Below are 24,877 nucleotides of genomic sequence, written 5' to 3'. Positions count from 1 at the left end.
CCAGTATATAGTTTGGTTTCCTGCAATAAATAAAAAAGGCAGTTCCCTTAAAATCAAGGAAACTGCTATTCTTTGAAGACTAATGGAATGGCATGATCTTTTTTATCCTCTGTTAACGAGATGTGATGGGTTACTGATGTTTCACCCTTCGTCAACGCGACTGAGTAATCGCCTTTTCTGCCGGTATCCCATTTGATATCTCCGTTTTTGTCTGTTTTACCGAGTATCTCGCCAATCTCTGTACTCGGCTCCTCATCTGAAGAGGGCGCTTTGACAATCGTCACTTGAACCCCTTCGACCGGCAGCCCCTTAGCATCCTCCACATGAAGAGTGACAGGAATAGTCGTTTCTTTTGGAGAAGAATGCGTCTGCGAACTGCACCCGCATAAAAACAAAATAGACATGAATATGGCTAGTTTGCTGTATTTATTGATTTGCCCAATATTGAATATTGTTGAATACATCGTTCGTCACCCTTGTTCCCAAGTTATATGACGATCCTCCGTTCGTGTGAATGGCAATAGCTGTCTGCCCTGTATCACTGTAGTTTCGATAAACAGGCGAGCCGCTTTGGCAGCCGTACGTATCGGTTGTATAGGTCAGCTTATACGTTTCAGCGGAGCGAATCGGCTTTGTATCAGACCACATCGTGCCAAAGGTTTTGTCACACGGGAATCCTGTCACTGACGAGGAAAGGCCCACGGGACTGCTGCTGTTTGTAGTCCGGTAGCCGTACCAGCCAACCGTGTTTCCAGGAGAACCGTTTAATTTAATAGCTCCGTAATCATAATTGGTGTCTTTGCTTTCCGTCCATCCTTTGACGGAGTAAAACATCGTGCCTGAATAAGTACCGTACGGATATGACGAACCATTGCGGCCCGGCGCGGCGGTTATCGTCGAAGCCCATCCATGATCCTGGCTGTACACACAATGTCCAGCTGTGACGACTGTATTTGGATTGACTAAAAATCCGGTACATCCATAAGTGCTTGAAGTGTTGGGATACTTGATTGACAGTTGAACAGTTGCTCTATATGGAAAAGATGTCGTGCTGGAGATTCTGGTGCGTTCATCAGTTCCGATAATGCTCGAAGGCTGTAAGGTTTGAATATTTTTCTCCAGTTCCGTTTGGCCGCCGTATAACGATTTACTTGTTTTTCCGGTTCCCTCATAAGGGGCGGAAACCTGTTCTGCTTTTGACGTTTGGTTTTTCGTAGCATCAGCTTCTTGACCGGTATTCGATACAGAAGTTTGCGGGTTCTCTGCCGCTTTTGCCGGTACGCCAAAAGAAACCGCTGCTGCCAAAGCCAAACACAAAACCGTTAAGTAAGCGAACCATTGTTTTCTGAATCTTGGAACTAATTTCATTTTGTCATCTCCCTCCTTTAGTGTCAACCACCCGTAGGGATGGAAGACTTTTACATTATAATCAGGTTTCTGATTCTTATGATAAAACTTTTATGAAGGAAGAAAAAAACAGGCCTTGTACCATGACAAAGCCTGCTCAAACTCTATTTTAAAATTAGCTGGTCCAACGCTTTCTTTGCATTCTCTCTTGCCGTTTCAACTGAATCAGCAGCAGAAAGCGCAACTGCCATCCGACGTCCGGCTTTCGTTATCGGCTTTCCAAAGACGCGCACTTGAGTCTTTGGGACTGCCAGTGCGTTTTCCAGTCCTTCAACAGTGTAATCCGCTAATTCTTCCGGTGCTTTGAGGGGCCTGCTGGCGCCAGGAGAAAGCTGTGTGATTTCTGTAATCGGAAAGCCGAGAATCGCCCGGACATGTAGCGCAAATTCTGACAAATTTTGCGTCACCAGCGTGACAAGACCCGTATCATGCGGACGAGGAGATACCTCACTGAAATATACCCTATCTTTCGCAAGGAACAACTCAACACCAAACAGACCGTATCCGCCAAGCTCATCCGTGATTGTTTTCGCAATATGCTTCGCTTCTTCTATTTGCTGCTCTGTCATATCATGCGGCTGCCATGATTCGATATAATCCCCGTCCTTTTGCACATGACCGATCGGCTCGCAAAATGTCGTACCGTTAACCGCACGTACGGTTAAGAGTGTGATTTCTGATTCGAATGGGATAAACTCCTCAACGATCACGCGGCCGTTTTTCACCCGTCCGCCTTCCATCGCCGTCTCCCAGCAGCTCTCTAAATCCGCTTCAGAGCGGCAGATACTTTGGCCTTTTCCAGAAGAACTCATCAATGGTTTAACGACACAAGGAAAACCGATCTGTGCTGCCGCTTGTATAAATTCATCATATGTATTCGCAAATTCATAGCCAGCCGTCGCAAGTCCAAGCGTTTCCGCCGCAAGCCGTCTGATGCCTTCCCGATCCATCGTCAGCTTGGCCGCACGGGCATTCGGGATGACGTGAAATCCTTCCTCTTCAAGCTTCAGCAATTCATCCGTCGCGATCGCCTCCACCTCAGGCACAATCAAATCCGGCTTTTCTTTCTCAATAATGGTTCTGATCTGATCTGGGTCCAGCATATCAACGACATAACTGTTATGCGCGACCTGCATCGGCGGAGCATGCTCGTAACTGTCAACTGCCACCGTCTGTACCCCAAGACGCTGGGCTTCAATCACTACCTCTTTACCTAATTCACCTGAACCTAACAATAAAACCTTCTTTGATTGATACATCTTTGCCCCTCCTATCTGTTCCAAACCATTATAACTGAAATATTTGAAAAATAAATTTTTATTAAAAAAGGGATAATTATTATTGAGGAATGAAATCTTTTAAATTCTTAAACGAAAGCAGATCAATAACGGTCTGCTTTCTCTATTCCTAAACAGCAACATCATACAAGAAATCCCCCAAAATCATGCTACACTTAATCCAAGAACACCACACCGACAGGAGGCATCCCATGCAAAACGAAACCCGCACACTGCAGCTTGACCCACACCTTCATATAGAAGCCTACCACTTCAAGGGAATTATGCAAAAATTCCCGAACCACTTTCACGATTATTATGTGATTGGATTTATTGAAAAAGGGCAGCGGTATCTGGCCTGTCAGGATCAAGAATATATCATCAATCCAGGTGATCTTCTCCTCTTTAACCCCCGTGACACGCATAGCTGTGAACAGATTGACGGCCGGACGCTTGATTATCGGTGTATCAATGTCATGCCGGATATCATGGAGAAGGCGGTGAAAGAGATTACTGGCTCCGGGCATCTCCCTTATTTCTCCCAGCATGTGTTATTCCGCCATGAGCTGACAGCCAGCCTGCAGGAATTGCATATTTTGATATCCGAGGAAAAACAAGCTTTGCGTAAGGAGGAGCTGTTTCTTCATCTATTAGAGGAGCTGATCCGCCATTATTCAGATGTCACGTTCCTTAGCAGCGTTCCAGAACCATCAGACGAAGTCAAAATGGTTTGTGAATTTTTAGAAGAGCATTATGCCGAAAATGTTACACTCAATGATTTGAGTGAATTAACAGGCTGGAGCAAGTATCATTTATTGCGTTCATTTACAAAACAAAAAGGCATTACCCCTAATAGCTACATGGAAACAATCCGGATTAATCAAGCCAAAAAACTCCTTGAACAAGGGGTAAGGCCGATTGATGCGGCATTTCAGACAGGATTCAGCGATCAGAGTCATATGACGAAGTTTTTTAAACGGCAGGTGGGGCTGACACCGAAGCAATACATGAAGATTTTTGAAAAGGAGCTTCACAGATGAACATACAAAGAGAAACTTCGGGGCATATCGCAGCCATTGTGACCATTCTGATTTGGGGGACGACCTTTATTTCGACAAAAGTTCTGCTGGCTGACTTCTCTCCAATGGAAATATTATTTTATCGGTTTTTGATGGGCTTTATCGCTCTTATCCTCGTCCGTCCCAACATGATTCCGTTCAGAAATTGGCGGCAGGAGCTGTTGTTTGCCGGAGCTGGTTTATTTGGCGTAACCTTATACTTTCTATTAGAAAATATAGCTCTCACCTATACATACGCATCCAATGTCGGCATGATCGTGTCCATTATACCGATGATCACTGCGGTTTTGGCCCATTTTCTGCTCGAAGGCGAAAAACTGCGTCTGACTTTTTTGATTGGATTTGTCTCGGCACTGATCGGGCTTTTATTGATTACGTTTAACGGCAATGTGGTACTGCGTCTAAATCCGCTCGGAGACATCATGGCAGCCGGGGCTGCTCTCGTGTTTGGCGGATACTCGATATTCATGAAAAAATTAAGCGCTTACGAATACCACATCATCGAGTTGACACAGAGAGTATTTTTGTACGGCTTATTGTTTATGGTTCCCGCCTTATTTTTGTTCGACTTCCATTTTGGCCTGAGCCGATTTTCATCTGCTTCGAATGCGCTTAACATGCTTTTCCTAGGCATTGGCGCTTCTGCCCTGTGCTTCGCCACTTGGAATTATTCAGTCGGCGTGCTCGGAGCCGTCAAATCCAGTGCGTATATTTACATGGTCCCGGTTATCACGATCGCCGCTTCCGTCCTGGTCCTGCATGAAAACATGACATGGATCGCTCTTCTAGGAGGCGCCCTTACGCTTTTAGGCCTCTACATCTCGGAGATGAAACCGAAAGCGAAGCTGATGGAGAACGGATGTAAAATGGATGCTTAATGTCTAAATTACAGTTTATGGGTAGACGACAGACATCTCACGCTGCGTTACAAATCAACTATTGTGAAAATATGTTAAATAGTCTCAACTTCCCAATAGATGTTTGAGGTTTTACGCTTATAATCGTTCAGAACGCTTCAAACAAAAATCCGAAAACGCCCGCATAGTCGGTATGATCGACTTCGTATTAGAACAAACAAAAAAAGCATCTCTGAATAATCCCAAATCAGAGATGCTTTCCCTTTGTCCTCATCACTTGTCTACCACAGCCGCACTGTCACGCGTAACCGCCGCTGGCTCCCTCAGCATCACATTCATTACGCTCGCAAGCACGAGCATTCCAATCGACAAATAAAAAGCCAGTGTATACTCACCCGTTACCGTGTAGATGACGCCGGGCACATACGCACCTAGTGCCGATCCGATCTGATGGGCGAGTGACAGCCAGCCAATCATGAGGCCGATCGAGTAGTTTTGAAAGTACTGGGTGGCGAGTATTTGAGTCGGTGCTACCGTTGCAAAGTCCACTAATCCAAACAGAATCGCAAAGGCTAAAAGCAAGTAGGGCTCGTGGCTGTAAATAAGAATCACGATCGACAGCGCCCGCACCGCATATAAAATGCACAGGATTTTCCGGCTGCTCCACCGGTCCGCTACAATTCCGGACAGCAAGATGCCAGCAATATTAAAGCCTGCCAGCAGACTGACAGCAGCACTTGTGACTGTCGTTGAAAAGCCATGATCATGAGAAAACGGAATCAAATGGGTATCCATCAGCCCCACGGTCGTAAAACCACAGATCAAAAACGGAAAAATCAAGAACCAGAATTGCCTCATACGAAACATCCCGGCCACTGAAAGAGCTGTTGTTTTGGGTGCTGTTTCTTTTTCTGATGCAGCCAGTCCGCCTATCGGCTCTGTATTCTTTTCTGAAGGATTGTTCCGAAGCATCAGCAGCGCAGCCGGAAAGACAATCACGATTAATAGCAGTCCCAACACCACAACCGTCAGCTTCCAGCTAAACCAATGGATCAACATGAGTGAGCCGGGAACGAGAAGCATTTGCCCCGCGCCAAAGCCTGCTTCCATGATCCCAAAGGCTAGTCCCCGCTTTTTGCTGAACCAATTGACGACCAATACACTTGCCGCCACATTCGATGCTCCGCCAACTCCAAGCGAGACACCCAGCCCGTAAAGCAAAAACAGCTCCCAAGGCGAAGTCACAAGGTATGTTAAGAAAATGCTGACTCCTGTCAGTAACGCACTCCATGCCAAAACAGCCCGAGCACCCCATTTGTCCACAAGCCGCCCAATCACAGGCTGTGATATGCCATAAACAATAAAACTCATCGTCGAAATCAGCGAGATGGTGCTTCTATCCATTGAAAACTGCCGTTCCCACGGCTCCACAAACGCACCAAACGACAGCCGCACCCCCTGAACCGCCAATAAGATCAAGAAGGTGACGGAGACGATGACCCAAGCATAATGCAGTCTTTTCATGACAGCTCCAAATCCCACCGTTCTTCTGTCAGCTGCTGTCCCCATAATGGCGCTTCTTGTTTCACTTCACTTATCTTGAATCCAAATTTTTCATAGAGCGGACGAGCCTCAGCCATGGTACTCACCGTCCAAAGGAAAATGCGGTCAAACTTCATGTCTTGGCAGTATGCAACCAGATGCTCCAGCAATTGCGTGCCGAGCCCCCTGCCCCGAAAATCCGCATCAACCAGAAACCATCTGAGCTGGACTGTCTTTTCATCATGCTTGACCAACCCGACAGAGCCGGCAAATTTCCCGCCGCTTTCCGCAATCCATATTTTTTCGATTTTAGCGTCAAATGTCTCCTGAAGATAAGCTAAAAACGTGTCATCCCAACCGTGAGCCTCCGCGTAAAATTGTCTTTGTTTCTCAATAAGGAGTTGAAGATCCTCCGAAAGAAAATAATCTCTAATCGATATCTCTGATGTTCTGGCAGAAAGCGACTGTGAAAGAATCGCTTCAATCTCTGCCATCGCCTCGGCAAGCTTGTGCTGCTCCTTTTGGTTGATTTCCTTCAGCATCAGTTCTACTTGTTCGTTGGCTTTCTCCTCCAGCTTTTTATAAATCGTTTTTCCTGTTTCTGTGACAAAAATATAATGGTGGCGGGCGTCATCTTTGCTCCTCTGTTTATAGATCAAATCTTCTTTTTCAAACTGCTTCACAATCCTGCTGACATATCCCCGGTCAAGCCCCAGCTTATCCTGAAGAGCTTTTGCCGTACAATTAGGCGTATTATAAATCTCAAATAAAATCCGTGTTTCTGTTAAGGAAAACGGGCTGTCGTAAATATGCTCATTAAGGAAACCAAGGACGTTTGTATAAAATCGATTGAACTTTCTGAATTTTAATCCGACAGATGATTCTCTTGTTTTCAAATCAATCCCCACTTTCTAATATTGTTGACTAAGGCAATTATAATCATATATAGTTGCTTTAGTCAACGATATGTTAGAAAGTGAGGTCTTTTTAATTTCCTGATTCCTTCCTTTTCCTTACCACAATCAATGTGATATAGGATAAAGCCAGAGAAACCAAGCTATAGACAACAGCCCATCCCAAAAATGATTCATTAAAAATGGTAAAGGTGAGCACAAGAGAAATCACCAAACTAAGCATTGGCATCAGATACGGGTTTTTACAAATACAGGTCCCGACAATCGATAGCAGCATAATTCCTAACGGTAAAATAAAGAATGCGATATCTAATTCATCCACCTTTAAACAGCCTCCCTCCAGATTTTTATGTTACTAGTAAAAAAATATAATTGCATTTAGTAAAAGGATAATATTTACTTCCCTAAGGCCCAATTTGAAAATTACCCGTTTACATTCGCTCCGGACTATGATAATTTAAGAAAGCGCTATCATGATAAGTTAATAGCTTGGATGGAGATGAGGAGAGCCAGGAATCCAACCCCTTTTGACAAGGGGTGTTTTCTGGCTCTATTTGTTTTTTGGGAAAGGAGGCACGCCACACATCCAGCACAAACAGCAAAGGGGGATAATTATTAATGCTTAATATATTTAAACCGGCTCCTCATATTGAGAGACTGGATGATTCAAAGATGGATGCGGCATACAAACGGCTCAGGCTGCAAGTATTCATTGGTATTTTCATTGGCTACGCAGGCTACTACCTGCTGCGGAAAAACTTTGCCTTTGCCATTCCTTATCTGCAGGAACAGGGATTTTCGAAAACAGAACTGGGTTTGGTGCTGGCCGCTGTGTCCATTGCGTACGGCTTCAGCAAATTCATCATGGGAATGGTGTCTGACCGCTGTAATCCGAGATATTTTCTGGCGACAGGCCTATTTTTATCAGCAATCGTTAATATTCTATTCGTTTCAATGCCTTGGGTGACTTCGAGCGTCACCATCATGTTTATTTTTATGTTTATCAACGGATGGTTTCAAGGAATGGGCTGGCCGCCATGCGGCAGGACGATGGCCCATTGGTTCTCCATAAGTGAACGCGGCACAAAAATGTCGATCTGGAATGTCGCCCATAACATAGGCGGCGGTATTCTTGCTCCGCTTGTCACTCTTGGGATCGCGATGTTCGTCACTTGGAAAAGCGTGTTTTTCTTCCCTGCCATCATCGCCATTATCATTTCATTTTTAATTGTTTTATTGGTTCGTGATACGCCTCAATCCTGCGGACTCCCGCCAATTGAAGAGTATCGGAATGACTATCCAAAACACGCTTTTAAAAATCAGGAAAAAGAATTAACAACAAAAGAAATTCTTTTTCAATATGTGCTGAACAACAAATTTCTTTGGTACATCGCTTTTGCCAATGTATTTGTTTATTTCGTGCGATACGGCGTGGTTGACTGGGCGCCTACTTACTTAACAGAAGCCAAAGGCTTTTCTCCCGAAGACTCGCGCTGGTCGTATTTTCTTTACGAATACGCAGGCATACCGGGAACGATCTTGTGCGGCTGGATCAGTGACCGATTCTTCAAAAGCCGCCGGGCACCGGCAGGCGTTTTGTTTATGGCGGGTGTTTTCATTGCCGTATTGGTGTACTGGCTGAATCCGGCCGGCAATCCGCTCGTAGACAATATCGCCTTAATCAGCATTGGCTTCTTAATCTACGGACCTGTTATGCTGATCGGCCTGCAAGCGATCGATCTAGCACCGAAAAAAGCAGCCGGAACTGCAGCTGGTTTGACCGGATTTTTCGGATACATCGGCGGATCCGCCTTCGCAAACGCCATTATGGGCTTTGTCGTTGACCGCTTTAATTGGAACGGCGGCTTTATCATGCTGATCTCTTCCTGCATTCTTGCCATCGTCTTCTTGGCTTTGACATGGAATACAGGAAAACGGGCAGAGCATGTTTAAGAAAGACACATAAAAGATTAATAGTTTTCCAACACGCGGTTTACATCCGTTTTTTAATATGAAAGACAGGTAGTGCTTATCTATAAGGAGGAAAAATCATGAGAAAAAATAGAATACTGGCCTTGTTTGTTCTGTCGCTGGGCTTACTCTCATTTATGGTAACGCCAGTGTCGGCAGCGTCAAAAGGAAACCTGCTGTCACCTGACCGTATCCTGACCGTCGCGCACAGAGGGGCTTCTGGATATGTGCCTGAGCACACGATTCTGTCTTACGAAACCGCTCAGAAAATGAAAGCTGATTTTATTGAATTGGATCTGCAAATGACAAAAGACGGAAAATTGATTGTCATGCATGACGAAAAACTGGACCGCACCACAAACGGAATGGGTTGGGTGAAAGACCATACGCTCGCAGACATTAAGAAGCTTGACGCCGGTTCTTGGTTTAATGAAGCCTATCCGGAAAAAGCAAAGCCGCAGTACGTCGGCCTTAAAGTTCCTACATTAGAAGAGGTATTAGACCGTTTCGGAAAGCGCGCGAACTACTACATTGAAACAAAATCGCCTGACACCTACCCAGGTATGGAAGAAAAACTGATCGCTTCTTTGCAGAAACATAAATTACTGGGAAAGCATTCTAAGCCAGGCCAGGTGATCATTCAATCGTTCAGCAAAGAAAGCCTGGTAAAAGTCCATCAATTACAGCCAAACCTGCCGACCGTTCAATTGCTGGAAGCCAAACAAATGGCGTCAATGACAGATGCTGCCCTGGAAGAAATCAAAACATACGCTGTCGGTGCGGGCCCGGATTATAAAGCTTTAAATCAAGAAAACGTCCGTATGATCCGCAGCCACGGCCTCCTGCTTCATCCTTACACAGTCAATAATGAAGCTGATATGCATCGCCTGCTTGATTGGGGCGTAACAGGAGTGTTCACCAACTATCCTGATCTTTTCCACAAAGTAAAAAAGGGTTATTAAAAGCAAAAAACCTTGCGACAACTATCGCAAGGTTTTCTTCTATATTTTATTCTTTTCCGGCAGCAGCTTCTGACTGTCCATTAATCAGCTGAGAATTTATCTCTTTCGCATCCTTTAAGTATTCTGTCTGGTAGCCGCTCTTCAGCGCCCACACATAGAATACAAGTGATACCATCGCAATCAGAACCATATCCCAGCCATAATGAATGACATTCAGGCCGCCGAATTTATCACTGCCCAAATAAGAAATGACCATCATGGCCAGCAGATAAAACACCATCCAGACGCCGGCTTTAAAGTTCCGGCCAAACCCTTTCCATTTCGCCTTCGCCTGATAATAGAAATAAATCGGAAGACCGATCAGGATAATAAACAGGACCTGCCCTGTTAACGGCCAGCGCGCCCAATACAGCACCAGTGACGCAAAGATAAATCCAAGCGGCGCAATCACGTTTAAACCTTTTAAACGAAGAGGCCTGTACAGGTCTTTCCCCGTCCGTCTCAATGTCATGACTGTGATCGGGCCGGTGATATAAGAAATTAACGTAGCAACGGAAATAATTTCCGCTAATACGCCCCACCCTCTGAACAGGAACAAAAAGATGAACGACACAATCAAGTTAAAGAACATTGCTTGTCGCGGAACGCCGTAAATCGGATGAAGCTTCCCGAATATACTCGGCATGTATTTGTTTTTTTCCATTCCGTAAATCATTCGGGACGTTGTCGCCGTATACGTAATCCCCGTTCCAGACGGTGATACAAATGCATCTGCATATAACACAATAACTAGCCAGTTAATATTCAGCGCAATCGCCAGATCAGCAAAAGGAGAATTAAAATTCAGATGGCTCCAGCCGTGAGCAATATCAGAAGGATTCACCGCTCCGATGAAGGCGATCTGCAGCAGGACATAAATCACTGTCGCAACGAAAAGAGAGCCAACAACCGCAATCGGAATTGATTTCCCCGGATTTTTTGCTTCACCCGCCATATTAATCGGGCTTTGGAAACCATTAAACGCAAAAACGATACCTGAAGTGGCAACCGCCGTCAGCACACTTGCCCAGCCATTCGGCGCAATGCTTTGACCGCCAGTAAAGTTTTCTCCATGGAATCCGACAAACAGCAAAGCTCCAATCGTAAGACCCGGAATAATAATTTTAAAAATCGTAATTAATGAATTCGCTTTCGAAAATAGATTGACTGTCCAATAGTTCAGCAGAAAATAAATGAGAAGCAATACAGAGGCAAATGCTAGCCCTTCCCCAGTCAGCGTTCCATTCTTCACCAAACCGCTTGTCCATTTCGCCCATTCCCATGGCCAAGAACTCATATATTGAACGGAGGCCACCGCTTCAACCGGAATGACGGACACAATCGCAATCCAGTTGGCCCAACCCGCAATAAAACCGATAAACGAACCGTGTGAATATTGCGTATATTTTACCATTCCCCCCGCTTCAGGGAACATAGAACCTAGTTCACTATAAGAAAGAGCAATAAATAAAATGACGACCATTCCAATAACCCATGAAATAATAGCAGCTGGTCCTGCTATTTGAGCAGCACGCCAAGCCCCGAACAGCCAGCCTGAACCGATCATCGACCCGAGCCCGACCATCATGAGGGAAAACGTTCCCATTCTTCGATGCAATTGATTCATATCGTAAACACCTTTCATGTATGATGACATTCTCTTGCTAATTATATTATTATTCTGATTACTTTACTTTGTCAATATTTATCGAATTTTGACTGAAACTATAATAAGTCAATGTATATTACCTTCCAATACAGGAATGAAGTCACTAGTTTCTTCTTAAATGGAATTTACTGTAAATTCCAATGATAAAAACACAATAGGTTTAGCTATTTCCAAAACGGGAATGATACAGGAAACACTATTCTTAAAATAGAAAGGAGTATCACCATGAAACAAAAGCTGTTACTTTCAGGTCTCGCTGTTTCAACTGTCGGCATCACTTCTTATCTATTAAAAGACCCGTCAAATCGCCAAAAGGCAAGAGAATTCATTCACAGCATGAAGATGAAAATAACAAAACAGCCAGACATGGAAACGTTCCCAGTTGATAAAGCCGGCCACCCGGACCCGCAAGATATCGAGGACAACAAAATGGTATCAGAAGGCTCCATGTATCCCGTCCAATACTACGATGAAAAAAAGAAGTAATCAAAAAGCTCTCTTCGATAAAGGAAGAGAGCTTTTTGATTTAACTTTTTCGTCTGATTCCGCTCATTACGAAGCCGCTTTCAGGCAATGACGGCATTCTGGCGAGACTGTAATGCAGTGATTGTTCCGGAACATCGTATTCAATCTGATGGACGAGGAAATCCAGGCTCGCTTTCATGACTTCAATTGTAATGCCTTCCCCTGGACAGCGGTGGCCTTTTTCGGCGTGCCCCCCGCCTTGAGGAATCATATCAAACGGATTTTCTTCCCGCTCCGCAAATCGTTCCGGCCGGAATTCATCGGGATGATCCCATAGACGAGGGTCGTGATTCGTTCCATATACATCAAGCAGCACCGATGTGCCCTTCTTAAACTCACAGTTATTCCATACAAAATCTTTTTTGACAAGCGCCCCTAAAAACGGGCCGAACGGATAATATCTGCGGACCTCCTGCACAAACATTTCTCTTTCCCGGCTGTTTCCAGACCGCAGCCATTCCTTATACTTCGGATGCTCATGAAGCGCCAAAGCTGAAAACACCAGAAAGTAAGAAATGGCGACAATAGGTCGGAGTACATTAATCAGCTCAATGGCTGCCATGCGGGAATCCAGCTGGCTTCCATCTTCTTGTGTGTGAAAAGCCATTTCATGCAGCGCTGTTCCGGGAGTCGTTTTCAGCAAGCCGGCACGAGCATCTTCAATCATGACTTCAATCCACTCTTCTGCACGCGGCCTTGCTCTTCTTCCCTTCCAATGCCGCGGTCCCACAGCACCGAACGCGTCGACCATGTCAATGAAGTCATCCGCTCTCTCTTTGACTTCCGTTTCCTTCAACGGAACACCTGCCCAATAGCACGCTACCCGGCACAGGATTTCTTTTGCTTCCTCAAATAACACAACCTCATCTGCCTTCTCCCATCTTGTGACTGCTGCTTTCCACTCCTCTGTCATCAACTCAGCCAAACGTTTTTGATGCGGCGGTGTCATCAATGACAGAAAAAGCATCTTCCGATGGATATGCGCGCTGCCATCCATTCCCTGAATCGCATTAACACCAAACAGCGATTTCTGCACCCGCTTAGGCAAAGCGTTCTGCCGCTGGAATCGATCCGTATCATAAAACACCTTCGCCGCCTCAGCGCCAGTCATGCAAATAAAGTTTTTTCCCAACAAACGGGCCTGAAACAGATCTGAATTGTAGCGCTCTGTTCTGTTTTTAATAAATAAATACCCTTCCTTCAGCAGTGTCAGACTGTTATCGAGACTTTTGTCATGTGGAATCTGCTCATTCATCCGCTTACCCTGCCTTCCTTTTTACCCTCTATTTTCACGTTATCTTCCGACTATAAACCCAGTATCAGTATTTGTTTACAAAACTAAATTTAAGCGCTTTTTGATTATTTTTTAAAGGAAGAACAAACGAAAGAGAGAAAAGGTAGTTAAAGGGGAGAACAAAATGAAAAAATGGATATATGTTGTGCTTGTGCTGAGTATTGCAGGGATCGGCGGCTTCTCCGTCCACGCAGCGTCATCTGCTCATGAAAAACACTTGAATGTCAGCAGAATGAATGTCGATGACGAATTCAAGGATACGGATGGAACCTTCATTCTTCACGATTTACAAAAGGATCAGACATTTGTCTATAACAGAAAACGGGCAAATCAAAGACAAACTCCGCAATCCACCTTTAAAGTCGTGAACGCTTTAATCGGTTTGCAGGTCAAAGCTGTAAGAGATGAATACGATGTTAAACGATGGGACAGGGTCAAGCGTGAATTCGAATCATGGAACCGCGACCATACGCTTGGCTCGGCCATGCGCGAATCCGCAATCTGGTATTATCAGGCATTAGCGAGAGATATCGGCGAGGAAAGAATGAAAAAATGGCTTCATACTCTATCTTACGGCAACGAGGATATCAGCGGGGGAATCGACCAGTTTTGGCTGCAAAGCTCGCTCACAATATCTCCGCTGGAACAAGAAACTTTTTTGGAGAAACTGGCTAAAGAGGAGCTTCCATTTGACAAGCCGGTAATGAAAACCGTCAAGCGCATGATGATTCAAGAGGAAGGCGATCATTACACGCTCTACGGGAAAACCGGAACCCGCCTGACTGATATGGGATTAGGATGGTTTGTCGGATTCATCAAAACAGAGCATGGCTCTTATGTCTTTGTCACCAATGTCGATGATTCCGGCACAAAAGCCAAAAACATCACCGTGGATATCCTGAAAAAGTATGGCCTGATCACATCCTAAATAAAAGAGCCCTGCACGGCAGGGCTCTAAATCTCATGCTCAAAACAATAATGATTCACAAGCTCTTCAATCAAATCATGATCGGGATATTCCCCGTTAAATTCAAATTCGATTTCTTCCACAAATTCTCCTTGATGGTACACATGGATGGCTCCGTTTTGACGGACAACGCTAAACTCCGGCTGAAATGTATATCCGCTTCGTTCAATTGCTCCCATTTCTTACCCGCCTTTCTCAAAGCAATAATTCATACACCTCGTTTAATTCCTTGGCCCGTTTTTGATCCTGTTCATTCTGGGCATACTTAATTTCTTTTTCTAATACATGGTTCAAAAAAGACATTTCATTATCATCTAAGTCTTTTACAAATTCCCCTTCATTTGCATAACGCTTCGCCAGCATCTTCTTGCAAATACGCTGGCACACTTCATTTTCTAGATGATTCGAAAGTGATTCGCGCAAATAACCGAGTGTAACATCCATTTTATGAACACCTTTCCTTCTGCTATCTTTACCCTATAGCTTGCTAAAATAGGGAAAATCCATACGCGAAAAATAAAAAAAGAGACATCCGCGAATGTCTCTTTTTTATCGTTATTCAGCTGCTTGTTCGCTTTTTGTCAAATTGGCCTGCGTGCGTTTGCCAATCCCAAACACATAATAACTAATGACCACAAGCGCTAAGAAAATTACGCCTACAATCAGAGAGATACGAGTATCATCGTTAAACCACATGCCAACCAGAACCATCAGCAAGAAAGCAATCGTCAAATAGTTTGTAAAAGGAGCAAACGGCATTTTGAATGGATGTTTATCTAATGCAGCGCCCTTCGCTTTTCTGAATCCGATATGGCTGATCAAAATGATAAACCAAGGAATCATCCCTGGGAGCACGCTTGCGCTGTATACATAGACAAAGATCTTCGGCGGAGCGATATAGTTCAGCACAACACCGACAGCCAAACCGATCAGCACCGCAATTGTGCCATACAGCGGCACACCATTGCGTGAAATCTTCTTAAAGAATTTCGGTGCTTGTCCATTGACACCCAGTGTATACAGCATGCGGCCCGCGCTGAAAATACCGCTGTTACAGCCGGACATTGCAGCAGTAATCACGACAAAGTTAATAATGCCGGCCGCTGCCGTAATTCCAATTTTCGAGAACGTAGACACAAACGGACTTCCGAGTGAGTTGAGCTCATCCCAAGGATACACCGTCACGATCACAAAAATAGCACCAATGTAGAAAATCAAAATACGCCAGATAATACTTTGAATCGCATTTCTTAGCGTGTTTTGCGGGTCCTTCGCTTCACCCGCTGTAATCCCGATCAGCTCAACTCCTTGATAGGCCGCAATGACAAGAGACAGTGCAAAGAAGAAACCCGAGAAACCTCCTGCAAAGAAGCCCCCGTGAGACCACAGGTTCGACAAACCGATCGCATCTCCGCCATTGCCAAAACCGAAGAAAATAATTCCGATTCCCGCAATAATCATCAAGATAATCGTCACGATTTTAATCATCGCAAACCAAAACTCAAATTCCCCAAACGACTTAACAGAAATTAAATTCGCCGCACCAAGAATCACCATTGCCACGATACCAGGTATCCAAGCAGGCAAATCCGGGAACCAATACTTCATATAAGAACCGACAGCGATAATTTCTGACATGCCGACGATAATCCACTGGAACCAGTTGCTCCATGCTGTTATATAACCTGCCATCGGATGAATATATTGATGGCCGAACGTCGCAAAAGAACCTGTGCTCGGCTCGACATACAGCATTTCACCCATCGCACGCATAATAAAAAAGATAAAAATTCCGCATATTGCATAAGCCAGAAGGACAGATGGGCCAGTCCATGAAATCGTGCTGGCAGAACCCATAAACAAGCCAACACCGATCGTACCGCCCAAGGCGATCATCTGAATATGGCGCGCGCCCAGGCCCCTCTTTAATTCTTTATTTGCCACTCCTCTTCCTCCTCCTAACATAAATGAGAAAACAGCAGACCTGCTTGCCTTCACATGAATCAGCGATAACAATCAGAAAATTCAAACTTAAAATTGTTATATAATCTCCTAAATTACTTATTTCATCATAATAAATTTCTCTGGGAAATACAATTGTTTTTTTCAGGTAAACACCTTTGTTCAGAGTTTTGAATCGTTCACTTCTTTTAAAATCTTTTATATAAAAATAATAAAATTATTTGAATATTGAAATTAATACACCCCTTAGATTCTCATAAAAAATAAGCTGTTCTATATGAACAGCTTACCTAATAATTCACACCCGTTTGACGCTTTAATGCTTCAAGCCACCCGGTATCTCCGGTCCCATAGCTCTTCCTTTGTCCCACATCTCTCAGAGATCCATTGCTGTAATCAATTGATAGGATGAATTCCGGAATGGCATTATACCCGGCTTCCGCGATTTTACTGAGCTCTGAACGATAGTAAGATATAGCATAAGAAGCCGTTTGTTTCTGCACTGGATCTTTTTCAAGTTCTTCTTTATAGACGTCTAATAAGTCACGTCCATCAGGCGTGACATACCGCCCATCAATCACTTCTAAATCCTTTAAATGGTAGCCTGTAACTTCGTACATCTCACGAGCAGCCTGATACTTTTGATAGGCCTCTTCGGAAAATTGTGCTGAATCACTGCTTTGGCTTTTCATGATGTGCAAAAATAGTTCTTTGCTGTTGTCTCCAGATTGCAGCACTTGCTCAATCTGCTTGATCAGATCCTGATCGTCTGTCCCGCTCACCCGCACCTGATAGTCAATCGGTGTGATTGTAAACGTCAGCTCTGTCCCCTCTGGAATATGAATATGGTTTCGATTCAACAGCACTTGCAGCTGCTGGTTAACCTGTCCCCGCTGATACACCTTTTCATTCTCAGCTTCCACTTCCCCATGAAATGTGACATTCCGAAACGCAGCATCCTGGAGGTTATAGTTTTGCGCCTTCCCTTTGAATAACCATTCTGTTTCATTATCGTAAGCGGCCTGTCTCTCTGCAGCTGACAGATCACTTCTGAAATAAGGAGACTTTGAATTTTGGTACTTATCCTTAATATAGCCTAATGGATCAGACTTTGTTTTATTAATCGCATTCATCCTGCTGTATTTTTCATCTAGTATTTTGATTCTGATATCACTCTCAGATTCATAGGGGTTTTGGGATTGAATCACTGTTTCTTCCCCTGTGTCTGTCACTGTTCGATCATTCGCTGATTGATACACTTTGCTGAACGCCCCGCTGTTTCCCGACACGCTGGTTTTAGAATAATTGAACTGATTGATTCCCCCAGTTGAAGATTGTGACTTAAGCCTGCTGTATGCCTTTTCCAGAACTGCCGCTGGATTTTCAGTCGCATTCTCCCGTTTGGCAGGCGCATTCTTGCTCAATATGTTCTGTGCCATCAGCTGAGTGCGGATAAATTGCCGATTCAGACGCATTGAATTCCCTCCCGAGTATTCTCTCTTATTCTTTTTTATCGGCAAAGATAATGTATATATTAACCTAAAAAAACATTTATTTACACCTAAATCGTTATTATGTATGATGGAAATAAAAGGAGGTTGTTTGCATGGTGAAAAAATGGCTTATTCCATTCGCTGTTATGCTGTCTGTCTTATTCACCTTTACGTATTCGGCATCAGCTGTCGGAGTCACTGCTATCACAGAAAACAATTCATTTGATACCGCAATGCCGATCGGTTATTGGAAATATAAAAATATCGATACAACAATACTGGAAGCTGGTCAAGATGAAGCCTATTTCACTTTTACGGCTAATAAGGGAGAAAAAGTATACGTGAGGAGTACATACCAGAGCGCGTATACAGGGATGAAAATTGAAATTTATGATAAGAATAGAATACCTGTTTCTCAAGGGACAGAAGTCATTAACCCTAATACGTTTTCTTCTTTTATTTATGCAAATGCAGACGCCCAAAACACGACGGATACCTTTTATGTGAAAGTGTCACGAGGCACCTATACTGGAAACATGTACTTTACGCTTTCAATTGAAGACCGAATCAAATCAGGCAGCGGAACGTTCCAATTCAGCGGCGTTGCTGAAAATAAAGGAAATACAAGCCTTAGCCCCTCAGGTTCTGACTCCAGCGTGATCAAGGTTGATTTAACAAACCAATCTGGGATACCGCGTGATGCCATTGTAACCAGAGTTCAGACAACCGCCACTCAAACACCAAGCCAGGGAAATACACGCCACCTGATCATGACGAGCGAAAACAACGAATGGCGCCGTGCTCTTGTAAACAGCTCGACTTCAGGGTCTTATGATATCTCTTTGTCAGATCAACTCAGTGTGGCAAAGGTATGGAGTTTTAAATATAATACATTAGCGACAGCCAGATCGGCGATGAGCAACGTAAAAACAAAAATAGATTATGAATACGACGTGACAAAGCAGTTTTAACTTATACCGAGCCGGTTATCCGGCTCTTTTTTATTCTCAGTCTAGAAGGTAAACTATAGTCAGTACAACCAAGGGAAGTGCAGACATGGCATTAAAGCTTCTAAAAAAACTGCTTTTTGACCGCCCTCTAAAGAACGGCGTTATCTTAAATCATCAATACAAAATCGAAGAGTGCCTCGGTATGGGAGGCTACGGTTTGGTTTATTTGTGCACCGATATCCTAACTCAAACACCTTATGTCTTAAAACAGCTTCGGCCGACAAAAGCGAAAAAGGAAAAAGAAAAAGTCCGGTTCCAGCAGGAAATAAAACTTCTCAAAAGCATTCACCACCCGCAAATTCCGGGCTTCATAGATGAGTTCATCATAGACGGACAGGCTTATTATGTCATGCAGTTCATTGAGGGAGAGAATATAGAAGAATTATTATTTTTTCGAAAACAGCCGTTCACAGAGCTTATGGCGTTACAACTGATTTCGCAGCTGCTTGAGATTATAGAATACCTGCATGATCGCCTTATCTTCCACAGCGACATCAGGACGCCTAATATCATCATCAATGACGGCAGGCTCTGCCTCCTCCTTGCCAAACAATTGACTCCTGAAGAAATGGAGGAAATAAAGGTACGAAAACAGGATGACTTCTTCGATCTCGGAGAAACGCTGTTATTCCTGCTGTACTCTCAATATAAAGGAAAAAAGAAGAAAAACGGCACTTGGCTGGAGGAATTAACACTGACAAAGGAAGTAACCCTGCTGCTGAAAAGATTATTGGGCATCGAGGAAGAGTATCAGCACACCGCTTCCATTCGCGAGGATCTAAACCGGGCCATTCAATCGGTCACATAAAAAAACCCTTGTCCCAAAAGCGGAACAAGAACTTTTTTGGATTAACTGCTGCTGTAGCTCCGGCGTTTGTAACGATGACTGCCGCCATAACGGTCGTAGTGTCTTCTTTTGCCCGGGCTGCTGCTGTAGCTGCGATAATGTCTGCGCCGGCTGCTGCTGTAATGCCGGTGTCTGCGATATCGGTCACTAGAACTGCTTGAGAGGTACTTAATCGTTTTGATGATTTTTTTAAACATATGATGTTCACCCCATTTCTTTCTCCCTATTATATAAATTTTATAGGAGAAAGAAAAACATCAGCGGGGTCACTCTTTTGAAAACAAGAACCCCGTTCCGTTATCATTTGTATGCAGCTCATAAGTAATCGCAAGCAGCCTGCATGTATCCTCAATAATCTTTAACCCAAGTCCCTCACTGCTCTCATTCCGATCAAATCCAATACCGTCATCACGAATAAAAACATCGCCATGTTCAATCGTGACTTCCATCTTTTTAGCTTTTGAATGCCTTAACGTATTTTGAAAAATATTATCAAACAGCCTTTCCATCCATAACGCGTTGCTCATCCATATCACATCTTGATCTGCCGGCTTATAGTGCAGCTCAATCCCACTCATACTGTATAAATAATCCCACTTTTTCACCGCTGTTTCTAATAGCTCGTTTAGACGCACTTCTTCATTTACAATATAAGAGCTTTCCAGCGTCTCAGCGGAATATAGATTGAATTCATTGGTTAATTCCGAGATATATTCGATTTGCTGATACAATGATTCGAATACAGCCTGACCATGACATTGGTCTTCCAAATAAAATAAATGCAGCCTGAGAGCCGTTAAAGGTGTATTAATGTCATGCCGCAGTTTTTGCAAAAGCTCCTTTTTGATTTCCTCTTGCTGTCTCAGCTCCAGTTCACGATATGTCGTCCGTTCAATTAACAAATTGACCGACTTGATCAGTTCCCCGATTTCATCAGCACGCTTCACTTCAATTTTATCGGGCACCCTTTGATCACTCGCCAAATGCCGAATGGTTTGATTTAATAGATTGATTTTATGCAACAGAGAATGAATCGACTTTGAAAATAAAAAAGCTAACAATAAGAGCGATATCAAAAATACAACGATCATTGCCGGGTACGCAAACGACCTGTGAAAGGGCATACCATGATTCATCGGTTTAAACATGCTGTCATAAATAACAGACATCAAAACACTGACCGCCAGCAACAGCATCGGAACACTAATGACAGCCGTAAACAATAACAACTGATATTTTGTCTTGAGCTTCATTTCTTCACAACGGTATTCAGCCGATACCCTTCTCCATATATATTTTCAATCATCTCACCCGCTTGATCATTGATTTTAGCTCTGATTTTTTTAATATGCACATTGACAATATTCGGGTTTCTATCTTCGAGCTGCCATAGATATTCAAAGAAATGTTCCTTTGTCAGGATACTGTCTCTATTTTCATATAAATAAAAGAAAATTTTCCGCTCAATCGCAGTAAATAATACCTCATCATGCAGGCTTTCATTGAACACTTTTTTCGTTACCGCATCAATATACAAATGTTTGATTTGCGTAAAGGTCCCATAATGATGCTCAAGCATATTCCGCATTCTTAATAGCAGCTCTCTCGGATCAAAGGGCTTTACCATATAATCCTCGCCGATCTGCAAACCTTGAAGCTTGCTGTCCATGTCATTGCGGGCTGAGAGAAAAATAACCGGAATGCCCAGCCCCAGCTTTTTGATTTTTGCAGACATTTGATACCCGTCTTCACCCGGCAGCATCACATCCATAATGACCAAATCCACCTTCTGAATCACCGAAAGCACATCCGCTCCATCTGTTTTCCATATCACACGATATCCCTCACGCTGCAAAATCTTTTGCAGCAAATCACCAATCATCACATCGTCCTCAACGATTAAAATACGATAACCCTTCATCCTAGCGAACCTTTCTCATAAACTCCATGGAAAGTTTATATATTTGATCAGGCTGATATAAATAAATACTGTGTGTTCCCCTCAGTTCCTTTATATCGGCAGTATTGAATTGAGCCGCAAACGCTTCATAGTCTTTTCGGTTTTGTATAGCATACTTTGAATGTCTATTTTGGTCAGAGACCGCATCTAAAATCAAGACGGGAGTTTCCTTTGGCGCCGGCAGATTCACAGATTTGCTGCCGTTTTGGTAAGACTGTAAAAGCTCATGCTCCATATCTGCATTAAAAAATTGCTTAAAGTTAATGGCTTTATAGATTTCTTTTTCTTCATCAGTTAAAAACGACTGCCGAATCACCTCAGGATTATATACAGCGGAAGGCATAAACCGATGAAAACCAATCGAGGTTAACAGGTGGAACCCTCTCACTTTCAATCTGTCAACTCCGCTCAATTTATACGTGACGTACTGCTGGGGCAATCCAATATCCATCGCAATAATGGCCTTGATTTCCTTAGGATATTTCTGTGCCCAATACATCACTTCAATCCCGGATATCGAATGAGGCATTAAAATATAAGGAGGCTTATTTCCGCTTTTCATAAGCGCTTTCCTCGTCTGTTCCAATACTGTATCAATATCTCTGTCATCGTGAGACACTTCACTGTATCCATAACCTGCCCGATCTACAACAGCAATCTTATTTTCTTTTGAAAACTTGCTGTACAGCCCCTTCATTTCATAAGCAGGCGCAGCAATCCCCGAACCGGACATAAACACAAACGTATCCTTCCCGCTTCCCTCTTGATACACATTCATCTTTTTCCCGTCAACATCGACTACTGTGCCTTTACCTTTCAGCAGTGCCGCCTCCTTATTTAGCTGGAAATGGTGATAAATAAATACCGAGACGCATACAAGCAAAACCAAAGCAGCCAAGCTGACAAAAACAATTTTCAGGACTTTCCATAATGTTTTCATATGATGCTCCTTTCACCGTGATACTGAAAGGATACGGTATGAAAATAAATAACTGATTAACTTTGGAACAGTTTTATTTTCACATTTAACTTTGCCCTTACGGAAAGGTGTACATTTGGAGCATAGAGGTGATCACTCGGCTATCGATCGGCGAATTTTCAAAGATATGCAAAGTATCAACAAAAACACTGCGATACTATGATGAAATCGGACTCATCCACCCAGAAGACATTAATCCTGAAATCGGAAGGTCTATCCGCAAAGTCCGAGAATTTCTTATACGCAGCCTTCTCCAACCGAGAACGACATTGAGAAGGCTACCGCTTATATCAATCTTTCACAAAACATAATTCAGGGGTATTTAATCTATTTATTCCTATTTATTCACACAACAAAGTCACCACAAAGCTTTTTCTCTTCTTCCTGCTCGATAAACAGATAATTTTCAGGACGGGCCAAAACAGAAAAAAGTGCCAAAAGCAACTTCCAACCTTGAAGCGGACTTCCGCATCTAAACTTCAACACTTCTCCTTCCGCTAAAGCAAACCTCAAAGTTGGGCTTGTACACCAAGCAATCTTCACTTGAATAACATGCTCACCAGGCGGTAAATCAATTCGCAGCCTTCCTCCATCTTTGATAGTTCCCATCTCAGCCCCATCAATTAGCACTGAATACTCTCTCATTTTGTTGATGTACTGCGATGTCCTGCTCATTTCAATGTACGTCTTTTGATTCACGATGACACATCCTCAAAGTAATGATCTTACAGGCGAGAAGCGCTAAAACCCTTCCGCCATACCGTTATTTCCCTTCCTAGTATATTATAACTTGCTGTGCTTCAGCTCTCCGTCGGCAAAAATCCCTTTCAGCTACAGTGTGCCTTCTAGTTGAGCGTATAAAAAAACACCCGCTTGTATAACGAGCGGATGTTAGATCTTTCGAAATTATTGATTGATATCTTTTAGCGTCTGTTTGGGTTGTGAATGAAAAATCCTCAATGATGTAATAATGGCAATCATAATCCCTAACGCACCAACCCAGGTAATCGAGGCCAATGATACGTTTTCCACAAAAACCCCTCCTATTCCTGCGCCGACCGCCATGGCGAATTGCATCATTGACTGATTCATGCTAAGCAAAACACCTGACATTTCCGGTTCTATTGTAGCCAGGTGAAATTGCTGTGTCGGACCTGTAGACCATGCGGCAAACGACCATAATATGAGAATCACCAACACTCCGATATAGGAATGAGTAACAAGTGACAGCAGAATCAGTGTGACGATATGCAATGTCATCCCACCAACGAGTGTAAAGGGTACTCCCCATTTATCGGTGCTATATCCCCCAAACTTTGATCCAACCAAACTGGCAATTCCAAATATAAGCAAAACACCACTGAGCAGCTTGCCATTTATACCTGAGATGTTCAAGAGATACGGTGACAAATAAGTGTAAGCAACAGAATATCCCCCGAGCCAGAAGAAAGTGATTGATAATCCCATAGCCACTTTCCGTTTTTTGAAAAGAGCAAGCTGTTGAAGCAAAGGCACAGGCTTATCCCCTTCAGTATGCGGAAGAGTAAAGAAAATAACGACCATCGCGATCAATCCCAACAAAGCAATGGCACCAAATACAGACTTCCAGCCTAATGCTACTGCTATCATTCTTCCAAGCGGAACACCTATGATTAAAGAAGCGGTAAATCCCATCACGACCGTAGCGATGGCACTGCCCTGCTTCCCTTCCGATGCAATCTTAGCCGCAATCGTTAAGGCGGTGACAACCACCACACCTGCTCCCATCGCCATAATGATCCGCGCTGCAATAAACCATCCATAACCAGGCAGTACAAAAGCCAGGACATTACCGAACACAAACAAACCTAGGGCATACATCATCAATTTGCGTCTATCCATACTTGCTGTCAACGCCATAAGTACGGGTGTAGAAAGAGCATATACAAGTGAGAAAATGGTAATGAGCTGGCCCGCGGCAGCTAAAGTGATCCCGAGAGTATGAGCAATTTGATCCAAAATTCCCGAAATAATGTACTCTGAGGTTCCAACTAAAAAGCTGACAATGGCTAAAATATAAATTTTCCAAGTGTTAGACATAAAACATTCACTCCTCAATTATTAATAAACATATCACGAATTAT

General features: G+C 43.5%; 25 protein-coding genes and 2 pseudogenes. 9 read left to right on the top strand and 18 right to left on the bottom strand.

Features of this window, described 5'->3' with window-relative positions; genetic code table 11:
• Positions 1-65: 65 nt before the first annotated feature.
• The 3 genes from NST79_RS01415 to purT all read right to left on the bottom strand — a co-directional run bounded on the left by NST79_RS01415 (position 66) and on the right by purT (position 2,681).
• A complete protein-coding gene (locus tag NST79_RS01415) occupies positions 66-464 on the bottom strand; it encodes a YbfJ family protein (protein WP_015715171.1) in 399 nt (132 codons plus the stop codon).
• Complete coding sequence (gene mpr, locus NST79_RS01410; protein WP_041850652.1) at positions 427-1,368, bottom strand: extracellular metalloprotease Mpr; 942 nt, start codon at positions 1,366-1,368, stop codon at positions 427-429. Before mpr ends, NST79_RS01415 begins: the two co-directional genes overlap by 38 nt.
• 143 nt (positions 1,369-1,511) lie before the next feature.
• Positions 1,512-2,681 (bottom strand): phosphoribosylglycinamide formyltransferase 2, encoded by a 1,170-nt coding sequence (purT, locus tag NST79_RS01405; protein WP_339225838.1) that lies wholly within the window; start codon positions 2,679-2,681, stop codon positions 1,512-1,514.
• Between the two features lie 215 nt (positions 2,682-2,896).
• Here purT and NST79_RS01400 point away from each other — a divergent pair, with 215 nt between their 5' ends.
• Positions 2,897-3,724 (top strand): AraC family transcriptional regulator, encoded by an 828-nt coding sequence (locus NST79_RS01400; RefSeq protein ID WP_212060573.1) that lies wholly within the window; start codon positions 2,897-2,899, stop codon positions 3,722-3,724.
• On the top strand, positions 3,721-4,641 hold the full coding sequence (locus tag NST79_RS01395) for a DMT family transporter (RefSeq protein ID WP_076458347.1): 921 nt from the start codon (positions 3,721-3,723) through the stop codon (positions 4,639-4,641). The genes NST79_RS01400 and NST79_RS01395 overlap by 4 nt, the downstream gene beginning before the upstream one ends.
• Before the next feature lie 252 nt (positions 4,642-4,893).
• Here NST79_RS01395 and NST79_RS01390 read toward each other — a convergent pair whose 3' ends face one another.
• The 3 genes from NST79_RS01390 to NST79_RS01380 all read right to left on the bottom strand — a co-directional run bounded on the left by NST79_RS01390 (position 4,894) and on the right by NST79_RS01380 (position 7,398).
• Complete coding sequence (locus NST79_RS01390; protein ID WP_212060625.1) at positions 4,894-6,144, bottom strand: MFS transporter; 1,251 nt, start codon at positions 6,142-6,144, stop codon at positions 4,894-4,896.
• On the bottom strand, positions 6,141-7,058 hold the full coding sequence (locus tag NST79_RS01385) for a helix-turn-helix domain-containing GNAT family N-acetyltransferase (RefSeq protein WP_212060572.1): 918 nt from the start codon (positions 7,056-7,058) through the stop codon (positions 6,141-6,143). The genes NST79_RS01390 and NST79_RS01385 overlap by 4 nt, the downstream gene beginning before the upstream one ends.
• Positions 7,059-7,149: 91 nt before the next feature.
• Positions 7,150-7,398, bottom strand: a complete 249-nt coding sequence (locus tag NST79_RS01380) for a YbeF family protein (protein WP_015715167.1) — start codon at positions 7,396-7,398, stop codon at positions 7,150-7,152.
• A gap of 296 nt (positions 7,399-7,694) precedes the next feature.
• On the opposite strand from NST79_RS01380, the gene glpT reads away from it, so the two are divergent.
• A complete protein-coding gene (glpT, locus tag NST79_RS01375) occupies positions 7,695-9,029 on the top strand; it encodes a glycerol-3-phosphate transporter (protein WP_003246460.1) in 1,335 nt (444 codons plus the stop codon).
• 98 nt (positions 9,030-9,127) lie between these two features.
• Positions 9,128-10,009 (top strand): glycerophosphodiester phosphodiesterase, encoded by an 882-nt coding sequence (locus tag NST79_RS01370; protein ID WP_029317254.1) that lies wholly within the window; start codon positions 9,128-9,130, stop codon positions 10,007-10,009.
• Positions 10,010-10,055: 46 nt separating this feature from the next.
• On the opposite strand, the gene NST79_RS01365 is transcribed toward NST79_RS01370, so the two are convergent.
• Positions 10,056-11,675 carry an APC family permease gene (locus NST79_RS01365; protein ID WP_167559192.1) on the bottom strand — a complete coding sequence of 540 codons (1,620 nt, stop codon included), beginning with the start codon at positions 11,673-11,675 and terminating at the stop codon, positions 10,056-10,058.
• Between the two features lie 267 nt (positions 11,676-11,942).
• On the opposite strand from NST79_RS01365, the gene NST79_RS01360 reads away from it, so the two are divergent.
• Entirely contained in the window at positions 11,943-12,203 is a 261-nt protein-coding gene (locus tag NST79_RS01360) for a hypothetical protein (protein WP_003234883.1), read from the top strand.
• A 40-nt stretch (positions 12,204-12,243) separates the two neighbouring features.
• On the opposite strand, the gene cypC is transcribed toward NST79_RS01360, so the two are convergent.
• The gene (gene cypC / locus NST79_RS01355) at positions 12,244-13,497 is read right to left on the bottom strand and encodes a fatty-acid peroxygenase (RefSeq protein ID WP_021481914.1); all 1,254 of its coding nucleotides are present in this window, start codon (positions 13,495-13,497) and stop codon (positions 12,244-12,246) included.
• A gap of 163 nt (positions 13,498-13,660) precedes the next feature.
• Here cypC and blaOXA point away from each other — a divergent pair, with 163 nt between their 5' ends.
• On the top strand, positions 13,661-14,464 hold the full coding sequence (gene blaOXA / locus NST79_RS01350) for a class D beta-lactamase (RefSeq protein ID WP_212060570.1): 804 nt from the start codon (positions 13,661-13,663) through the stop codon (positions 14,462-14,464).
• Positions 14,465-14,490: 26 nt separating this feature from the next.
• On the opposite strand, the gene NST79_RS01345 is transcribed toward blaOXA, so the two are convergent.
• The 4 genes from NST79_RS01345 to NST79_RS01330 all read right to left on the bottom strand — a co-directional run bounded on the left by NST79_RS01345 (position 14,491) and on the right by NST79_RS01330 (position 17,940).
• The gene (locus NST79_RS01345; protein ID WP_003234886.1) at positions 14,491-14,682 is read right to left on the bottom strand and encodes a DUF5370 family protein; all 192 of its coding nucleotides are present in this window, start codon (positions 14,680-14,682) and stop codon (positions 14,491-14,493) included.
• Positions 14,683-14,698: 16 nt separating this feature from the next.
• A complete protein-coding gene (gene csgA, locus NST79_RS01340; RefSeq protein WP_024571599.1) occupies positions 14,699-14,947 on the bottom strand; it encodes a sigma-G-dependent sporulation-specific acid-soluble spore protein CsgA in 249 nt (82 codons plus the stop codon).
• A 111-nt stretch (positions 14,948-15,058) separates the two neighbouring features.
• Positions 15,059-16,447: an amino acid permease gene (locus NST79_RS01335; protein ID WP_015252942.1), complete on the bottom strand. Its 1,389-nt coding sequence runs from the start codon at positions 16,445-16,447 to the stop codon at positions 15,059-15,061.
• 308 nt (positions 16,448-16,755) lie between these two features.
• On the bottom strand, positions 16,756-17,940 hold the full coding sequence (locus NST79_RS01330) for a DUF4885 domain-containing protein (protein WP_212060568.1): 1,185 nt from the start codon (positions 17,938-17,940) through the stop codon (positions 16,756-16,758).
• A 131-nt stretch (positions 17,941-18,071) separates the two neighbouring features.
• On the opposite strand from NST79_RS01330, the gene NST79_RS01325 reads away from it, so the two are divergent.
• Both NST79_RS01325 and NST79_RS01320 read left to right on the top strand, forming a co-directional pair.
• Positions 18,072-18,929, top strand: coding sequence for a hypothetical protein (locus NST79_RS01325; protein WP_212060566.1), 858 nt, complete (start codon positions 18,072-18,074; stop codon positions 18,927-18,929).
• A gap of 85 nt (positions 18,930-19,014) precedes the next feature.
• Entirely contained in the window at positions 19,015-19,776 is a 762-nt protein-coding gene (locus NST79_RS01320) for a protein kinase (RefSeq protein WP_212060564.1), read from the top strand.
• Here the strand turns inward: NST79_RS01320 and NST79_RS01315 are convergent.
• The 4 genes and pseudogenes from NST79_RS01315 to NST79_RS01300 all read right to left on the bottom strand — a co-directional run bounded on the left by NST79_RS01315 (position 19,761) and on the right by NST79_RS01300 (position 22,715).
• Positions 19,761-20,023 (bottom strand): annotated as a pseudogene (locus NST79_RS01315) (hypothetical protein). The gene NST79_RS01320 and the pseudogene NST79_RS01315 sit on opposite strands and share 16 nt — an antisense overlap.
• Positions 20,024-20,081: 58 nt before the next feature.
• Positions 20,082-21,068 carry a two-component system sensor histidine kinase YbdK gene (ybdK, locus tag NST79_RS01310; RefSeq protein WP_191603904.1) on the bottom strand — a complete coding sequence of 329 codons (987 nt, stop codon included), beginning with the start codon at positions 21,066-21,068 and terminating at the stop codon, positions 20,082-20,084.
• Positions 21,065-21,736 (bottom strand): two-component system response regulator YbdJ, encoded by a 672-nt coding sequence (ybdJ, locus tag NST79_RS01305; protein WP_003234895.1) that lies wholly within the window; start codon positions 21,734-21,736, stop codon positions 21,065-21,067. The genes ybdK and ybdJ overlap by 4 nt, the downstream gene beginning before the upstream one ends.
• 1 nt (position 21,737) lies before the next feature.
• The gene (locus NST79_RS01300) at positions 21,738-22,715 is read right to left on the bottom strand and encodes an alpha/beta hydrolase (protein ID WP_212060562.1); all 978 of its coding nucleotides are present in this window, start codon (positions 22,713-22,715) and stop codon (positions 21,738-21,740) included.
• Between the two features lie 131 nt (positions 22,716-22,846).
• Between NST79_RS01300 and NST79_RS01295 the strand changes: the two are divergent.
• Positions 22,847-22,993 (top strand): annotated as a pseudogene (locus tag NST79_RS01295) (MerR family DNA-binding transcriptional regulator); the annotation flags it as partial.
• A 106-nt stretch (positions 22,994-23,099) separates the two neighbouring features.
• Here the strand turns inward: NST79_RS01295 and NST79_RS01290 are convergent.
• Entirely contained in the window at positions 23,100-23,453 is a 354-nt protein-coding gene (locus NST79_RS01290) for a hypothetical protein (protein ID WP_212060560.1), read from the bottom strand.
• Positions 23,454-23,660: 207 nt separating this feature from the next.
• Positions 23,661-24,833 (bottom strand): MFS transporter, encoded by a 1,173-nt coding sequence (locus NST79_RS01285; protein ID WP_212060558.1) that lies wholly within the window; start codon positions 24,831-24,833, stop codon positions 23,661-23,663.
• Positions 24,834-24,877: the final 44 nt, after the last annotated feature.

It is taken from the genome of Bacillus sp. PS196, assembly GCF_037963555.1.
In the GTDB taxonomy this organism is placed as follows: domain Bacteria; phylum Bacillota; class Bacilli; order Bacillales; family Bacillaceae; genus Bacillus; species Bacillus subtilis.
The sequence above is the reverse complement of the archived record's forward strand: the minus strand, read 5'-3'. Positions and strand labels throughout refer to the sequence as shown.

Bases quoted from the DNA above. Each gene is read 5' to 3' on its own strand.
- NST79_RS01415 (WP_015715171.1), bottom strand. From the start codon at position 464: ATGTATTCAACAATATTCAATATTGGGCAAATCAATAAATACAGCAAA.
- NST79_RS01300 (WP_212060562.1), bottom strand. From the start codon at position 22,715: ATGAAAACATTATGGAAAGTCCTGAAAATTGTTTTTGTCAGCTTGGCT.
- NST79_RS01365 (WP_167559192.1), bottom strand. From the start codon at position 11,675: ATGAATCAATTGCATCGAAGAATGGGAACGTTTTCCCTCATGATGGTC.
- ybdJ (WP_003234895.1), bottom strand. From the start codon at position 21,736: ATGAAGGGTTATCGTATTTTAATCGTTGAGGACGATGTGATGATTGGT.
- NST79_RS01330 (WP_212060568.1), bottom strand. From the start codon at position 17,940: ATGCGTCTGAATCGGCAATTTATCCGCACTCAGCTGATGGCACAGAAC.
- glpT (WP_003246460.1), top strand. From the start codon at position 7,695: ATGCTTAATATATTTAAACCGGCTCCTCATATTGAGAGACTGGATGAT.
- ybdK (WP_191603904.1), bottom strand. From the start codon at position 21,068: ATGAAGCTCAAGACAAAATATCAGTTGTTATTGTTTACGGCTGTCATT.
- NST79_RS01395 (WP_076458347.1), top strand. From the start codon at position 3,721: ATGAACATACAAAGAGAAACTTCGGGGCATATCGCAGCCATTGTGACC.
- blaOXA (WP_212060570.1), top strand. From the start codon at position 13,661: ATGAAAAAATGGATATATGTTGTGCTTGTGCTGAGTATTGCAGGGATC.
- NST79_RS01320 (WP_212060564.1), top strand. From the start codon at position 19,015: ATGGCATTAAAGCTTCTAAAAAAACTGCTTTTTGACCGCCCTCTAAAG.
- NST79_RS01370 (WP_029317254.1), top strand. From the start codon at position 9,128: ATGAGAAAAAATAGAATACTGGCCTTGTTTGTTCTGTCGCTGGGCTTA.
- NST79_RS01285 (WP_212060558.1), bottom strand. From the start codon at position 24,833: ATGTCTAACACTTGGAAAATTTATATTTTAGCCATTGTCAGCTTTTTA.
- NST79_RS01400 (WP_212060573.1), top strand. From the start codon at position 2,897: ATGCAAAACGAAACCCGCACACTGCAGCTTGACCCACACCTTCATATA.
- NST79_RS01325 (WP_212060566.1), top strand. From the start codon at position 18,072: ATGGTGAAAAAATGGCTTATTCCATTCGCTGTTATGCTGTCTGTCTTA.
- cypC (WP_021481914.1), bottom strand. From the start codon at position 13,497: ATGAATGAGCAGATTCCACATGACAAAAGTCTCGATAACAGTCTGACA.
- NST79_RS01345 (WP_003234886.1), bottom strand. From the start codon at position 14,682: ATGGGAGCAATTGAACGAAGCGGATATACATTTCAGCCGGAGTTTAGC.
- NST79_RS01360 (WP_003234883.1), top strand. From the start codon at position 11,943: ATGAAACAAAAGCTGTTACTTTCAGGTCTCGCTGTTTCAACTGTCGGC.
- mpr (WP_041850652.1), bottom strand. From the start codon at position 1,368: ATGAAATTAGTTCCAAGATTCAGAAAACAATGGTTCGCTTACTTAACG.
- NST79_RS01390 (WP_212060625.1), bottom strand. From the start codon at position 6,144: ATGAAAAGACTGCATTATGCTTGGGTCATCGTCTCCGTCACCTTCTTG.
- csgA (WP_024571599.1), bottom strand. From the start codon at position 14,947: ATGGATGTTACACTCGGTTATTTGCGCGAATCACTTTCGAATCATCTA.